Source organism: Streptosporangium sp. CA-115845, from assembly GCF_050943795.1.
Classification (GTDB): Bacteria; Actinomycetota; Actinomycetes; order Streptosporangiales; family Streptosporangiaceae; genus Streptosporangium.
On the sequence record NZ_CP191988.1, the window covers coordinates 5426428 to 5441144 of the forward strand.

The 14717-nt window shown below is 70.4% G+C and carries 12 protein-coding genes and 1 pseudogene; 8 read left to right on the top strand and 5 right to left on the bottom strand.

What is annotated here, in order from left to right:
• Window positions 1-80 precede the first annotated feature (80 nt).
• Window positions 81-1184, top strand: coding sequence for a GntG family PLP-dependent aldolase (locus ACQP0P_RS26690; RefSeq protein WP_433359221.1), 1104 nt, complete (start codon window positions 81-83; stop codon window positions 1182-1184).
• Window positions 1181-2440 (top strand): MFS transporter, encoded by a 1260-nt coding sequence (locus ACQP0P_RS26695; RefSeq protein WP_433359222.1) that lies wholly within the window; start codon window positions 1181-1183, stop codon window positions 2438-2440. Before ACQP0P_RS26690 ends, ACQP0P_RS26695 begins: the two co-directional genes overlap by 4 nt.
• A gap of 735 nt (window positions 2441-3175) precedes the next feature.
• Here the strand turns inward: ACQP0P_RS26695 and ACQP0P_RS26700 are convergent.
• A complete protein-coding gene (locus ACQP0P_RS26700) occupies window positions 3176-3844 on the bottom strand; it encodes a methyltransferase domain-containing protein (RefSeq protein WP_433359223.1) in 669 nt (222 codons plus the stop codon).
• A gap of 145 nt (window positions 3845-3989) precedes the next feature.
• Here ACQP0P_RS26700 and ACQP0P_RS26705 point away from each other — a divergent pair, with 145 nt between their 5' ends.
• Complete coding sequence (locus ACQP0P_RS26705) at window positions 3990-4139, top strand: hypothetical protein (RefSeq protein WP_433359224.1); 150 nt, start codon at window positions 3990-3992, stop codon at window positions 4137-4139.
• Between the two features lie 173 nt (window positions 4140-4312).
• Here the strand turns inward: ACQP0P_RS26705 and ACQP0P_RS26710 are convergent, their stop codons facing one another.
• Window positions 4313-7615 carry an ATP-binding protein gene (locus ACQP0P_RS26710; protein WP_433359225.1) on the bottom strand — a complete coding sequence of 1101 codons (3303 nt, stop codon included), beginning with the start codon at window positions 7613-7615 and terminating at the stop codon, window positions 4313-4315.
• 168 nt (window positions 7616-7783) lie between these two features.
• On the opposite strand from ACQP0P_RS26710, the gene ACQP0P_RS26715 reads away from it, so the two are divergent.
• The gene (locus ACQP0P_RS26715; RefSeq protein ID WP_433359226.1) at window positions 7784-8266 is read left to right on the top strand and encodes a hypothetical protein; all 483 of its coding nucleotides are present in this window, start codon (window positions 7784-7786) and stop codon (window positions 8264-8266) included.
• Between the two features lie 56 nt (window positions 8267-8322).
• Here the strand turns inward: ACQP0P_RS26715 and ACQP0P_RS26720 are convergent.
• Window positions 8323-8418 (bottom strand): annotated as a pseudogene (locus ACQP0P_RS26720) (IS5/IS1182 family transposase); the annotation flags it as partial.
• 420 nt (window positions 8419-8838) lie between these two features.
• Between ACQP0P_RS26720 and ACQP0P_RS26725 the strand changes: the two are divergent.
• From ACQP0P_RS26725 to rox, 4 genes are all read left to right on the top strand, one after another.
• Window positions 8839-9561 (top strand): VOC family protein, encoded by a 723-nt coding sequence (locus ACQP0P_RS26725; RefSeq protein ID WP_433359227.1) that lies wholly within the window; start codon window positions 8839-8841, stop codon window positions 9559-9561.
• A gap of 296 nt (window positions 9562-9857) precedes the next feature.
• Window positions 9858-10265 carry an ArsR/SmtB family transcription factor gene (locus ACQP0P_RS26730; RefSeq protein ID WP_433359228.1) on the top strand — a complete coding sequence of 136 codons (408 nt, stop codon included), beginning with the start codon at window positions 9858-9860 and terminating at the stop codon, window positions 10263-10265.
• Window positions 10262-10981: a cation transporter gene (locus ACQP0P_RS26735; protein WP_433359229.1), complete on the top strand. Its 720-nt coding sequence runs from the start codon at window positions 10262-10264 to the stop codon at window positions 10979-10981. The genes ACQP0P_RS26730 and ACQP0P_RS26735 overlap by 4 nt, the downstream gene beginning before the upstream one ends.
• A 706-nt stretch (window positions 10982-11687) precedes the next feature.
• A complete protein-coding gene (gene rox, locus ACQP0P_RS26740) occupies window positions 11688-13112 on the top strand; it encodes a rifampin monooxygenase (RefSeq protein WP_433382116.1) in 1425 nt (474 codons plus the stop codon).
• Window positions 13113-13409: 297 nt separating this feature from the next.
• On the opposite strand, the gene ACQP0P_RS26745 is transcribed toward rox, so the two are convergent.
• The gene (locus ACQP0P_RS26745) at window positions 13410-14048 is read right to left on the bottom strand and encodes a hypothetical protein (RefSeq protein ID WP_433359230.1); all 639 of its coding nucleotides are present in this window, start codon (window positions 14046-14048) and stop codon (window positions 13410-13412) included.
• A 247-nt stretch (window positions 14049-14295) separates the two neighbouring features.
• Entirely contained in the window at window positions 14296-14670 is a 375-nt protein-coding gene (locus ACQP0P_RS26750; protein WP_433359231.1) for a hypothetical protein, read from the bottom strand.
• Window positions 14671-14717: the final 47 nt, after the last annotated feature.

Below are 14717 nucleotides of genomic sequence, written 5' to 3' on the forward strand. Positions count from 1 at the left end.
CGTCCTCGGCTTCCGCACGTTCACCGGCTTTCCCGAGTGGACCCGGCCTCCGTACTCAGAACTCCCCGATTGGAAACCCCATGACGAGCGTGCTGGACAACCCCCACCTGGTCGCCGGAGAGAACGACGACGGCGGCGAGATCGAGTTGCGCAGCGACACCTTCACGCTGCCCACCCCCGCGATGCTGGAGGCCGCCGCGAACGCGCCACTGGGCGACGACGTCTACGGCGAGGACCCGACGGTGGCCAAGCTGGAACGGCTGGCGGCCAACCTGCTCGGCAAGGCCGCGGGCTGCCTGATGCCGAGCGGCACCATGGCCAACCTCGCCGCGCTGCTCGCGCACTGCCCGCGCGGCGGCAAGGCGATCGTCGGCCACGAGTCCGACCTGTACGTCTACGAGGCCGGGGGCGCCTCGATGTGCGGCGGCATCGTCTACGAGCCGCTCGCCAACCTGCCCGACGGGACGATCAGCCTGGAGGACATCGCCGAGGCGTGCACCGTCGACCGTACCGACCCGCAGATCGCCCCTCCGGCGCTGGTCAGCCTGGAGACGCCGCAGAACCGGTGCGGCGGCCTGCCGCTCCAGCTCGACTACCTCGCCGAGGTGGCCCAGCTGACCCGCTCGCACGGCGTGGCGCTGCACCTGGACGGGGCGCGCATTTTCAACGCCTCGGTCGCGCTGGGCGTCACCCCGGCGGAGATCGCCTTCTACGCCGACACCGTGCAGATCTGCCTGTCCAAGGGCCTGTGCGCGCCGATCGGGTCGGTGCTGGTGGGCGACCGGGCGATCATCGCCCAGGCCAGGCGGATGCGGAAGATGCTCGGCGGCGGCATGCGGCAGGCCGGCATGATCGCGGCCTGCGGCATCATCGCCCTCACCGAGATGACCGGCAGGCTGGCCGAGGACCACGAGAAGGCCGCCCGCCTCGCCCGCGGACTGGCCCGGCTGCCCGGCGTACGGCTGAACCCCGGCCCGCCGATCACGAACATGGTCTTCTTCCGGGTACGCGACGAGCGCTACACCACCCGGTCGTTCATCGCGGCGGCCCGGCGCAGGGGCGTCCGGGTGGAGGAGCTGGGACACGGGCGGATCCGGGCGGTGACCCACGCGGGGGTCAGCGCGGACGCCGTCGACCGGGCGATCGGGGTCTTCGCCGAACTGCTCGCCCCCACCGGCCGATGAGTCAGCACACGCAAGAGACCGTGGGCCGTCCGGGGCTGGGGCGCTCGTTTCATCACCTGTGGGCGGCGTCCGGCCTGTCGAACCTGGCCGACGGCGTCCTGCTCGTCGGCGTCCCCCTGCTCGCGGTCTCCCTCACCCGCTCACCGGCGCAGGTGGCGCTGGTCAGTGCCGCGACGACGCTGCCGTGGCTGCTGCTGGCCCTGCACGCGGGCGCGATCGCCGACCGCCTCGACCGGCGCCGGATCATGGTCCTGGCGGGCTGGTCCCGCGCCGCCATACTGGCCGCGACGGCCGTCGCCGCCTGGCTGGACCTGCTGAGCCTGCCGGTGCTGCTGGCGGCGGTGCTGCTGGCCGGTGCCGCCGAGGTGTTCGCCGACACCTCGGCCCAGTCGGCGCTGCCGATGACCGTGACCGGCGACCGGCTGGGCTCGGCCAACGGGCGGCTCGTCGCCACCCAGACCCTCGGCAACCACTTCCTCGGTGCCCCGCTCGCGGGCCTGCTGGTCGGCATCGCCACCACCGCCGTGTTCGGCACGGCCGCCCTGCTGTACGCGGCCGGCGCGCTGCTGCTGCTCGGCATGCGCGGCCGGTTCCGCCCGGAGGCCGCCCCCGCCCAGGCGCTGCGCGCCGACATCGCCGACGGCATGCGCCATCTGTGGGGACACCGCGCCCTGCGCGGCCTGGCCGCGTACTCCGGCGTGCTCAACCTCGCCTACGGCGCCTACTTCGCGGTCTTCGTGCTCTGGGTGGTCGGTGACGGCTCCCGGGTGGGACTCACCCCCGGCCAGTACGGCCTCCTGGCGGCGACCCTGGCCGCCGGCGCGGTGGCCGGTTCGGTGCTCTCCGGCTCGCTCACCCGCCTGACCGGCGAGAACGGCGCCCTGGTGGGCGTCACACTGCTCAATGCTCTGCTGCTGCTGGTGCCCCTCCTCCTGCCCTCTCCCCTGGTGGTCTTCCCCGCCGCCGCGGGCATCGGCGCGGCCAACGCCGTCACCAACGTCGTCTCCGTCTCGCTGCGCCAGCGGCTCATCCCCGAGGGTCTGCTCGGCCGGGTGAACGCCACCTGCCGCCTGATCGGCATGGGCGCCATGCCGCTGGGCGCCGCCTCCGCCGGCCTGCTCGCCACCCTGGCGGGCCTGCCCGCCGTCTTCTGGTCCGCCTGCGTACTCTCCCTGCTCGCGGCGGCTCTCATCCTGCGCGGCGGGGAGGCCGGAGGTCCGGCACAAGACCACCGCGGGGCCGCGAGCGGCGAATGAGGCGGCTGATCGCAGGAACTCGCCGTGGCCGTACGCCGGCATGATACCGACCCAGTCTTCGACCTCGGCCACCCACAGCGACCCGTCGTCGATGTTGCGGTCGAGGATCTCGCTCAGGTGGCACGGGGTACGGGTGGCGAGGTCCAGGGAGAAGGCCCGGGCGAGGACGTCGAGGTCCGCGCCCCTGATCCAGATGACGCTGAACCCCAGCGCCCACAGGTCCGCCTCGGCATCGAGCCCCTCGGTGAAGAGGGCCGAGACCAGAAGGTCGTGCAGGGAGGTCGGTGACCGCATGGCCGCCTACCGGCGGAGGGGGCGTCTCGCGAGACGCCCCCTGGTGGATGGTGGGTTACGGAGTGCCGGGCTTGATACGGATATTCGTCGCATTCCTTGCCTGAACTGGACATCCTTGAGGGTGCCGCTCAGCGTGTCTTCCCGGCCGGACGAGTCTGGCTGACAGGGATTCTGAGACGCCGCTGGATCGGCCGTGTGCCGCGAGGAGTGGCACACGGTTCTGCGGGGGGATCGTCGCAGCAATGCGGCGGTCCTACCCTGCGGATGGAGGGCCCATGACAGGCTATTGATCCAGTCGGCCATGATCGTGACGAGGCCCGCTCCGGTCGCGGTCGCCGCGCCGACCGCTGCCCGTCAGAGCAGCACCTTCAACCGGCATCGCAACCGTCCGGAGGAGCCTTGCCCGGTATGAGATCCTGTGCCGCTTCCGACGCCTGATCCTCAGCCGGGTTTCTTGGCCATGACGACCAAACCCGGCCCGCTTCGCTCATCTGCAGGGAGCCGAAGTTCGGCGACCGGGCGCAGTCCAGCCTGCTCGATCAGGTCCACGAGTTGTTCCGGTCGCCATTTGTGTGTCGTCCAGCGAACGGGTACAGCTCCGTAGGCCTCGGTGCGCACCACATCCTCGTCGCCGACGTGTGTTGCGGTGATGAAGTGTCCGCCTGGCTTCAACGCGCGCGCGAACAGGGCGAGAACCTGAGGAAGGACGTCACGGGGGAGGTTGAACAGTGACCACCACCCGAGCACGCCGCCAAGGGATGCTTCACCAAGGTCGAGGTCGGTGGCAGAGGCGACGCTGAAGCGGCATTGCGGATGAAGACGGCGCGCGTTCTCGATCATGCGAGGAGAGAGGTCCACCCCGGACACGTCGAGTCCGCGTTCGGCAAGGTAGGCGGTCACCGTTCCGGGTCCGCAGCCGACGTCGAGGACAGGCCCAAGCTCGCTCACGGTGTCAGCGAAGGCGTCGATCGATGCCTTGAGCCATGGATGGCTACGGATGTCGCCGACTCCCGTCGTCACCACCATGTGGGCGTAGTTGTCGGCCACCCGGTCATAGGACTCACGTACCACGTCGAGATCGGCTGGACGGTCAATATGGTGTGCGCGCATCAGCCAACAATAGGACTGTGCGACGGCCCTGGGACTGGTACAGCGGGTTGACGCCAGGCCGTTCACAGAAGCTGCTCGGAGGGGACTCTTCAAGGCGGTCGTCGCCGGCGGCCCGGAGGCCAGGTACGTGAACACACTGGCATCGGTGTACCCCTCACATCCCGAGCACTACGCGGTGCCGGACTACCTGGGCGTGATCGAGACGCTCGGCGGCCACCCGACCCGCACCCGCGTCGGCTTCGTTCCCCGCGAGGACATCCCCGCCTTCCTCGATGCCGACATCGACGAGCCCTAAACGGAAGTAGAGCGAGAAAGATCAGGGCAAAGCCTCCGGGCAGAATCCTTGAGCAGGATGCGATGCCATAGCGCTCCGCAGTCGTCTGGAATACCGGTTTTCTCGCAAGGCCGATGAACAGCCACGATGTGGTCCGGGATCTCGGTCAGGTGAGGGGATCCGATCACTCGCAGCTACTTTGGGGCTGGTGACACCGACCCGAGTGGAGGGCCAAGGGCGCGGGCCAGGGACTCGGCTCTGTGGTGGTCGTACGGTGCGGCCAGGCGTTCGGCGGTCGCCATCGCCTGCTCGGCCGCCCGCCTGGCCTGCCTTCGCTCGCCCAGGGCGGCCAGGGTCAGCGCGAGGGCCCAGCCGATCCGGGCGGCGGCGCCGGGGTTGCGGGCGGCGTACCGGGAGAGGTGCCCGAGCAGGAGGGGGGCCACGGTCCGGTCCTGCCCCGCGTCCCCGAGCAGCTCGGCGAGGCCGGTCCAGCACTCCAGCATGCCGGGCTGCACCGCCGGCAGCCGCTCGGCCAGCGTCAGCGCCTCGGCCAGCGCCGCGGGCGCCCGCGCCGGGTCCAGGCGGGCCGCGATGGTGAGCAGGCGCAGCTCCTGGATCGTGCGGCTCGCCGGGCTGTCGCGCAGGCCGATCTCCTTCGCGTGCGTACGCCGCCGCTCGTGCGAGGCGCGGGCGGCCGCCAGCAGCTCCCGGACCCGCTCCACCGGCACCCCGTCCAGGCGCAGCAGCGCTTCCGCCCGGCCGGTCAGGCACCAGTGGCGGCCGATGTCGTCCCCGCCCACCCGCGCGACCGCCAACTCCTCCGTCTCGGCGTACCCGGTGGCCGCCGCGGCGAACTCGCCCTGCCACAGCGCGGTCTCGGCGAGCATGCCGGCGCAGTTCTCGGCCACCCGCGGGTCGATCGTCCGCGACCGTCCCTCCGTGAACGACCGCCTGGCGTCCTCGAAACGGCCCGCGTGGAGCAGGTCGATCCCGCGGGCCAGCCGTGCCCGGTGCACGGCCTCGTCCGGGTGGTCGATGATGGAAAGTGCCTGGTCGGCGAGGCTGCCGTAGCGGGTGGCGATCCGGTGGCGGCCGGCGAGGCGGGCGATGGTGGCGAAGTTCGCGTAGGACTCGGCGCGCAGGGCGGGGTCGGTGCCGCGGTCGGCGGCGTTGAGCTGGCGCAGCGAGGTCACCAGCATCACGGGGAGGTCCTTCTGGTGGTAGGCGAGCCGGGCGAGCAAGGTCAGCGCCTGCGCGGCCTCGGCCTCGTCCGTACGGGGTACGGGGAGAAGACGGCGGGCGGCCGTGATCGGCAGGAGGCGGTGGGCGGCCTGGCGGGTGGCGGCGGCCAGGAGAGCGATCGCGAGGTCGGTGGGGGTGGTGGGGAGTGGCTCGCCGAGCGTGTCGAGGGCGGCGCGGGCCAGGCGGGTGGCGGCGCGTTCCCTGGCGAGCTGGTGGGAGCTCACCGCAGCCATCCGGAGCAGGCGGGCCCGCAGGCGCAGGTCTTCCGGAGGGCGGTCGAGGTGCTCGCGGACGATCGCCACCGACTCCTCGTACAGGCGCAATCGCAGGCACAACGTCCAGTAGTGGTCCAGGAAGCGCGGCTGCCCGGACATCCGCCAGGCCAGGCGGATGTTGTCCATCTCGGCGCCGAGCACGCGGACGACCTCGGCGTCCGAGCCGTCCTGGAGCGCGGCGGCGTGCCGGTCCAGGAGGCCTGCGTAATGGCGGGCGTGCCGTTCGCGTACCCCCGGGTCCTCCAAATGGGCGGCGGCGAGCCGCTGGATGAGAGGGTGGAGGGTGTACCGGCCAGACGAGGTGAGCTGCAACATGCTGTGGTCGACCAGGTGGACCAGCACCTCAGGGCTGGTTCCGGCGACCTCCAGGGCCGCGCGCAGGGTGCAGCCGCCGCCGAACACCGACAACGCCGCCAGCGCCGCCCGCCTCGCCGGGTCGAGCAGCCGCCAGGACGTCTCGAAGACCGTACGCATGCTCGCGTGCCTGGACCGTGCGGCGGGCCCGGCCGTGGAGAGCAGCCCCGTGTCCACACCGAGGCGTTCGGCCAGGTCGGCGCACGGCACGGCACGCAGCAGGCCGGCCGCCAGCTCGATCGCCAACGGCAGCCCGCCGGTCGCGGCGCAGATCGCGGCCACCAGCGGGGCCTCGCGCTCGGAGTCGAACCCCGGCCGGGCCTTGAGCGCCCGCATGACGAACAACGCCTCGGCGGCCGACTCGGCAAGCCCCTCCACCGGGACGATCACCTGCCCGGGCACGTCCAGCCGCCGCCGGCTGGTCGCCAGCACCCGCACGCCCGGCGCCACCCGCAGGATCTCCGCGATCACCCCGTCGAAGGACGGCAGGTGTTCGAGATTGTCGAGCACCAGCAGCGTCGAGCGACCGGCGAGGGCGGCGAGCAGCAGCTCGGCGGCGGGCCGCGGCGGCGAGAGATCCACGCCGAGCCGGCGCGCGAGCGTCGTCACAGCCGCCTGCGCCCGCACCCCGGCAAAAGACACGAACGCGACATCCGCCAAGGAAGGGGACGCGGCGTCGTGCTCACCGGCTCGCGCGGAGGATGCGGAGAACAGGGACGCGGTGTCGTGCTTCCTGGCCCCCGTGGAGGAGAGGGACGCGGCATCCCGGTCCCCGGCCTCCGCCGCGGCGATGGCCAGGCGGGTCTTGCCGATACCGCCCGGGCCCGACAGGGTGATCAGACGTTCCCGGGACAGCAGGGCACGTAGGCGGCGGATGTCGGACTCACGGCCGACCAGCTCCGACCCGGGGACCGGCAGGGCAGCTCGGCGGGCGGTCGCGGGCCGGGGCGTGAGGTCCTGGCGGAGCGCGCGGGTCTCGGGTACGGGATCGACGCCCAGCTCGCGCGCCAGCCGCAGGCGCAGCTCCTCGTAGCAGGCCAGGGCCGCGGCCCGGTTCCCCGTCCTGGCCAGGGAGGCGATCAACACCCGGTGGGCCTCCTCGTCGTACGGGTCCAGCTCCGTCACGATCCTGGCCAGCCGCACGACGTGTTCGGAGGCGGCGGGCCCAGCGCGTACGAGCAGCTCGCGCAGCACCAGCCGGGCCCGCTGCCGCTCACACTCCAGCCACCCGGCGAACGCGGGCGCGTCCCCGAAGGAGAGACCGTCGAGGAACTCCCCGCGCCACAACCGGAGCGCCCCCGCCACCGTCGGGTCCCGGGTGAGCTGCCGGTAGTCCACGAAGCAGTCGTCGTCGGCGCGGAAGCCGACGTGGTCGCGGGTGATGTCGAGCCAGCCGCCCACGTCCTTGCGCAGCTCCGACAGCGCCAGCCGCAGGCTGCCCCTGGCGTTGGCGTCGGGACGCTCGCCCCACAGCAGCCCCGCGAGCTCGGCCCGCGAGCGCGCCCCCGGCGTGGTGGCAAGGTAGCAGAGAAGTGCCCGGGTCTTAGCCGAACGGATCCGCACCGGCCTTCCCCCGACAGCCAGCTCGGGCGTGCCGAGCAGCAGCAGACTGAAGGAGTCTCCCATACGAAAACAGTAGGCGCGTGCCTGCCGCCCGGCTATGTCAGAAGGCACGGAAATCGTGTGCTCTATGCCATTGACCTGCGATCTAACGATGTGCTCACGCTGCGTCCGCGACTCTGATGCCGCGTTTCGCGACGGTCGCGAAACGTCAGCGTCTCCAGGAGGAGCAGCATGCATTCTCGTAAGGTGATCGCCGCACTCACCCTGGCCGGAGGTCTGGTGGCGCCGATGGCGTTGGCCGCGGCCCCGGCGTCCGCCATGGCCGGCTCGTGCCGCGTGGAACTGTACGACATCGACGCCGGCAACGTGGCCGACCGGGACGGCCGGGACGAGCTCCGGTTCCTGGTCGATGGGAACCTGTTCCCCAGGATCAACGCCAACTACTTCGGCATGAACGCCGGTGACGACGGGGATCCCGGCGACTTCGAAGACCCGACCTCGATCATTCTGAGCACCCAGGACGTGGACTTCGACCTGCGCGAGACCGACGGCCCGGTCTGGGGTCAGGGCGACCTGCTCGGCACGGTGACCGCCCTCGGCAACACGTGCGCCGGGCTCGCCACGGGCGCCACCAGGACCATCACGAGGACCCTCACCGGGACCGAGCAGACGGCGTACTCGTACGTGGTCAGCCTTGAGATGACCGCTCTGTAACCGCCCTCGAAGCTGAGGCCGCGCTGCCGCCGCGGGGCAGCGCGGCAAGAGCATCGGCGGCCTCCCCGGCTGCCCTTGCGCTTACGGTTGGCGATTTGGTCCCTCCGCTGGGGAATGACCGCTTTGATGCCGCGTCGGCGCAGGTAGGCGCGGATCTTCATTTTCAACGGATATGCAGGTCAAAGCTCCCTTAAGGACTCTCGGGCACAGTTTGGAAGGCGAGCAGCTGATCTGCATATCCGTTGTTTCCTGCGTCGTTACTACTGGGACCCCATGTTGGCCGGACAAAGGGTGGTATCACTTTGAGTAACCGGGCCGCCCAATTGCATCACGGAAAAGCGCAGTCGCGAGGGGCCGCTCCGGTGCGCAGTCGGCCGTCCGCCGGCCCGACGAAGCACCGTTCCGTCAGGACGCGACGTCACCAACAGGGCCGGGGCCGTGTGTCGAAAGCGTTGCCTTCTGACTCATATGCGTTGGCGTCGCAGTCCTCGAGCGGGCTAGCGTTGCCTCCGTCATGCGCCAGGAGGATGTGTCCTGTCTGCGCCGGTGAGTCAGCAGATTGGAGATGCGGGATGACTTCTCAGCTTGTCGCGCTCTGTTTCGATGCGAACGACCCGCTCCGTCTCGCGCGCTTCTGGGCCGGAGTCCTGGGCTGGGAGATGGCCGACGACCCCCACGATGGCATCGAGCTCCTGCCGAGCGATGACACCGGGTTCCGGATCCGATGTCTTCCGACCCAGGAGAAGAAGACCGGCCAGAACCAGATGCACTTCGATCTGACGAGCACGTCCCTGGAGGACCAGCAGCAGACGGTGGCGAGGTCGCTCGAACTCGGTGCACGGCACATCGACATCGGGCAACGCCCGGAGGAGGGTCATGTGGTGCTCGCCGACCCCGAAGGCAATGAGTTCTGCGTCATCGGGCCAGGCAACAACTTCCTCGCTGACTGCGGATTCATCGGAGCGCTTGCGTGCGACGGTTCGCAGGAGGTCGGGTACTTCTGGAGCGAGGCGCTGGGCTGGCCGTTGGTCTGGGACCAGGACCAGGAGACCGCGATCCGCTCGCCCCACGGCGGTCCGAAGGTCACGTGGGGCGGTCCGCCACTGATGCCGAAGACAGGGAGGAACAGGCTGCACTTCGACCTCGCTCCAGCTGTGCACGGTGATCAGCAGGCGGAGGTCGACCGTCTCGTCTCCCTCGGAGCGACTCGAGTCGACATCGGCCGGCGCGGGGTCAGTCGGGTGGTGATGGCCGATCCCGATGGCAATGAGTTCTGTGTGTCGCCCCCCCGATAGCGTGACCGGACCCGGGGGGCGGCGCGCCTCCGATCCACCCCGCGGCACGGTGTGATGCCGGCGGCGCGGTCGATGTCATCGCCTGGCGCACCGCCACCGCACGGCTGTTGCCCTGCCTGCTGGACGGGCGCCGGGCCGGCCCGCTCTTCCTCACCGATCCGCCGCCCCTGCGTCGGGTTGCCGCCCGGTGGCCTCGATCCAGGCTCCAGAGTGCGCGGCGTCGCCCTTAGCGGGTGCCGGGCTTCGAGGTCGAGCACTCTTGCCAACACATCACCATTTCTGGCTATCATCGTCATATGGCGATTGATAGTGATGCCGGCCGATGCGTGAACGCCGACATCGCCGCGGGCATCCCGCCGGCGGCGGCGCTGTTCCACTCGCTGGCCGATGAGACCCGGCTGAAGATCGTGCAACGCCTGGCCCGAGGCGAGGCCCGGGTGGTGGACCTGACCGAACAGCTCGGCCTGGCCCAGTCCACGGTCTCCAAGCACCTGGCCTGCCTGCGCGATTGCGGGCTGGTCGGCTACCGGGCCGAGGGCCGCCAGTCGTTCTACGCGCTGACCCGGCCCGAGCTGATGGACCTGCTGGGCGCGGCCGAGCAGCTGCTGGCCGCCACCGGTCACTCCGTCACGCTCTGCCCCGCCTCCGGCCCCGGCAGCCTCGACCGCGACGCCGACCTGCCCGCTGGAGGCACGATCGCATGACCGCGCCGAACCTGCCCGGCCTTGGGCCCGCACCGGCCCGCCGTACCGTACTGCGCCGCCGCATCCGGCTGCTGGTGGCCGCGACCATCACCTACAACGTGATCGAAGCCGTCGTGGCCATCACCGCCGGCACCCTCGCCTCCTCGGCCGCGCTGATCGGCTTCGGCCTGGACTCCGTCGTCGAGGTCGCCTCGGCCGCCGCGGTCGCCTGGCAGTTCTCGGCCACCGACCACGAGCGGCGGGAGAAGGTGGCGTTGCGGGTCATCGCCCTCTCGTTCTTCGTGCTGGCCGCCTACGTCACCGTCGACGCCGTACGCGCCCTGGCCGGGGCCGGCGAGGCCGAGCACTCCACGCCCGGCCTGATCCTGGCGGGCTTGTCGCTGGTGATCATGCCGTTCCTGTCGGCCGCCCAGCGCCGTGCCGGCCGTGAACTCGGCTCGGCTTCGGCGGTGGCCGACTCCAAGCAGACGCTGCTGTGCACTTACCTGTCCGCCGTGCTGCTGGTGGGCCTGGCGCTGAACAGCCTGTTCGGCTGGTCGTGGGCCGACCCGATCGCCGCCCTGGTCATCGCGGCCGTCGCGGTCAAGGAAGGCCGCGAGGCCTGGCGCGGCGACACCTGCTGTGCCGTCCCCACCGCCACCGTCGTCAGCGGGTCAGGCGCCTCGGCCGGATGTGCGGATGGCTGCCGCACCACTGAGAAGGAGCACGATCGATGATCGGCCGCCCGATGCCCGCCCGTGTGCGGGCCGCCTACCGCGCCGAGATGAAGCGCGCAAAGCGGTCGCCTTTGAAATGATGGTTGCCAGGATGATCCACAAGCCGGGTATGGCATCGATATGCCGATCGCGAATTTGACCTGCATACTCGCGGCCCGGTCGCAGACGATGCGGATATCTCGCATCAGGTGCGATCGACGGAGAGTGAGCTGGTGGGCTTGAAAGACCGGGACAAATTCCGCGCTGCCTGAACAGCATCGGCCGCGTGGTGTCCAACCTTGATCATTCAGGGGCGGCCAGGATCAGATCGTCGACCGTGACCGGGACCGGCCGGGCCGCCACGCCGGATTCGCCCTGCAGCCGCACGGGCCCGTTCGGAGTCGTGATCACGTGGCCGGGAAAGGATTGGACGGGATGATGCTCGGGCTTGTAGCTTGCAGTTGACCGTGACACCGCCCGAGGAGGTGAGACCCATGAACGCTGTATCGATGTGGGTGCTCCCCCTTCCCGTCACGGCCGGGCGATTGACGTAGGTGTCGCCGGGAGCGCCTCGCCAACAAGGCACTCCCGAAAGGCAACACCTATGCACTCTCAGCAGGTCACCGCCGAGCCGCCGTCGAACGACAGGGTCGGGCGTGACTCCACGGTGGGCGACGTCCCCGGAGTTCTCTGGTCGCCGGCCTCCGGCGCCGATCGCGCGCCCCTCATGTTCGATGTGATCATCGCCGGGTGCGGGCCGACCGGTGCGATGCTGGCCGCCGAACTGCGACTGCACGATGTGCGGGTACTCGTTCTGGAGAAGGAAACCGAGCCCGCGTCGTTCGTCCGCATAGTCGGTCTGCATATCCGCAGTCTCGAGCTGATGGCGATGCGCGGACTGCTGGATCGCGTTCTCGAACGCGGAAGGCAGCGTCCGGCCGCCGGTTTCTTCGCCGCCATCACCAAACCCGCGCCCAAGGGCCTGGATTCCGCGTACGCCTATCTGCTGGGTATCCCCCAGCCGGTCATCGAACATCTGCTTGAAGAACATGCGATCGAACTGGGTGCGCAGGTCCGGCGCGGTTGCGCGGTCGCCGGTTTCGAGCAGGACGACGAGGGGGTGACCGTCGAACTGGCCGACGGGGAACAGCTGCGTTCGCGCTACCTCATCGGCTGTGACGGCGCGCGCAGCACGGTGCGCAAACTGCTCGGCGTCGGCTTCCCCGGCGAGCCCGCACGGACCGACACGCTCATGGGCGAGATGAAAGTGGGCGTGCCGCAGGAAGAGATCGCAGCCAAGGTGACCGAAGTCAGCGAGACCCATCAGCGATTCTGGCTCCGGCCCTTCGGCGAAGGGGTCTATAGCGTTCTAGTCCCCGCCGCGGGAGTCAGCGACCGCGCGGAACCGCCCACCCTCGAGGATTTCAAACAACAGTTGCGCACCATCGCCGGAACCGATTTCGGCGTGCACTCCCCGCGCTGGTTGTCCCGCTTCGGGGATGCCACCCGGCTGGCCGAGCGTTATCGGGTGGGGCGGGTGCTGCTGGCCGGTGATGCGGCGCACATCCATCCGCCCATCGGCGGTCAGGGCCTCAACCTGGGCGTTCAGGACGCGTTCAACCTCGGCTGGAAACTGGCCGCACAGATCCGCGGCTGGGCGCCGGAAACACTGCTGGACACCTACCAGGCCGAACGTCATCCGGTCGCCGAGGACGTGCTGGACAACACCCGCGCCCAGACGGAACTGCTGTCCACCGAACCGGGCCCGCAGGCCGTGCGCAGGCTGCTCACCGAACTGATGGACTTCGACGAGGTGAATCGCTATCTGATCGAGAAGATCACCGCGATCGGCATCCGCTACGACTTCGGCGAGGGCCCCGACCTGCTCGGCCGCCGCCTGCGCGACATCGACGTGAAACAGGGCCACCTCTACGGTCTGCTGCATCGCGGCCGCGGCCTGCTGCTGGACCGCACCGAACGCCTGACCGTCGGCGGCTGGTCGGACCGGGTCGATTACCTCGCCGATCCCACTGCGGTACTGGATGTTCCGTGCGTCCTGCTACGCCCCGACGGCCACGTCGCCTGGATCGGCGACGATCAGCAGGACCTGGACGACCACCTCTCCCGCTGGTTCGGCAAGCCCGCCAACTGATTTCGCCTGAGCAACCGAAAAGGCCCGCGAGGAGGATCGGAACGGCCAGTAGCAACTGACCATCGCAAGGCTGGAGACCGAGGCCGGCCTCCTCGTCCGGACCGAAGGCGTCGCCGAAGGATTCCGCCCCACCGAAGGGATCGCCGCCGCCGAGGCCGAAGGACGCTACCGCGGCCGGCCTCCCGCCCTCGACGACGCCCGGCGCCAGGAAGCGCGGGCGGCGTTCCAGGATCAGGGCACCGGCAACGCCTCGTGAATCCTCAGTCCTTGGCGGCTTCCGCCAGGTTCCCGCCCAGGTCAGCTGTCCGCCGTGGCCGGCCGTACCGGTGCGAAGGCCGCCTGACCGGCGCGGCGGAAGCACCGGAGGCGACGGCCGAGTGCGACCGCCCCGAGCACGCAGCAGAAGAGGCAGAAGAGTGCCAGCAGCGGCAGCAGCCAGGCGGTGACGATCCAGTACTGGAAGTTGAACGCCCCGCCCCAGATCAGCGCCGGCAGCACCGCGCCCAGCACCGTCACCAGGGCAAGGGGCACGAGCTGCAGAACCAGCCACGGCCGGCGCGCCGCACGGCGTCGCGAGGCCCAGCAGCGCGCTCGGACGGCCGCGGTGACCAGCAGTGCGGCCATCCCCACCGTGAGCCCGAGCAGGACCGCGTTCACGACGGTGAGCGGGTTGCTCATCGACGCGATCCGGAACCGAGTCCGAGCTGTCACCGCATCGCCGTCCCCGTCCCGGCCGCGGACGATCGTCTCGACCGACGACCCGTCGATCACGGCCGCCGCGACACCCGGCGTGCCGTAGACGGAGCGGTAGTCGTCGACCAGCCGTTCGCCGACGGCATGGGCCGGTGCCGTCCAGCCGAGCAGCAGGGCGACGAGCACACCGCCGAGGACGATGAGGGAGGTCACCCGAGGAAAGCGCAGATGTAGGAAATGCACGACGTCGAACCTAGGCCGGGCGTCACCGGCCGACATCACCCGAAGGGGTGAGCCGGGACCACCCGGCAGGATGGAATCCTCAGTCAGGCAGTTCGCCGCGACCGACGAGCCCGTTCTCGTACGCTTGGATCACCGCGTGCACGCGGTATCAAGCCGGTCCCCTGGCTACCGACGTCGCGAAGCGCCTTGCCGCCGTCGTCGCGCACCTCCACCACCAGTTCGGCCGGGGTCCAGCGCAGGCGAACGGTCACCTCGACCGGTGGTTCGAGACGGCCAACGCGACCACCGAGGACCTGACCGAGACCCGGCTGGTCAGCCGCCACAACGTCAGGGGGAAGCACACAGCCGAGGGCAGCATGCTCGGTGACCAACCCAGGAAGGGCATCGTCACCAGGACGAGCATGCCCAGCGCGCCGATCACGTACCCCACCCACGGCTGTCGACGGGCCACCACCGCTCCCACATGGAGCAGGACGGCGGCACCCGCCGCGGCGAGGATCTGCCACAGGTCCGCGCCGAGGTGCCAGACGCCCGCCAGGATGAGCGCCGTCAGGAGAGCCAGGACCACGTGCGCCCCCACCGTCGTCGCCGGCCATGTGCTCCGGCGCTGGGAGGCTGTCACGGTCGTCGCCTTCCGGTGGGCTCGTGGTGGGGGAGCCGTGCCTGGCT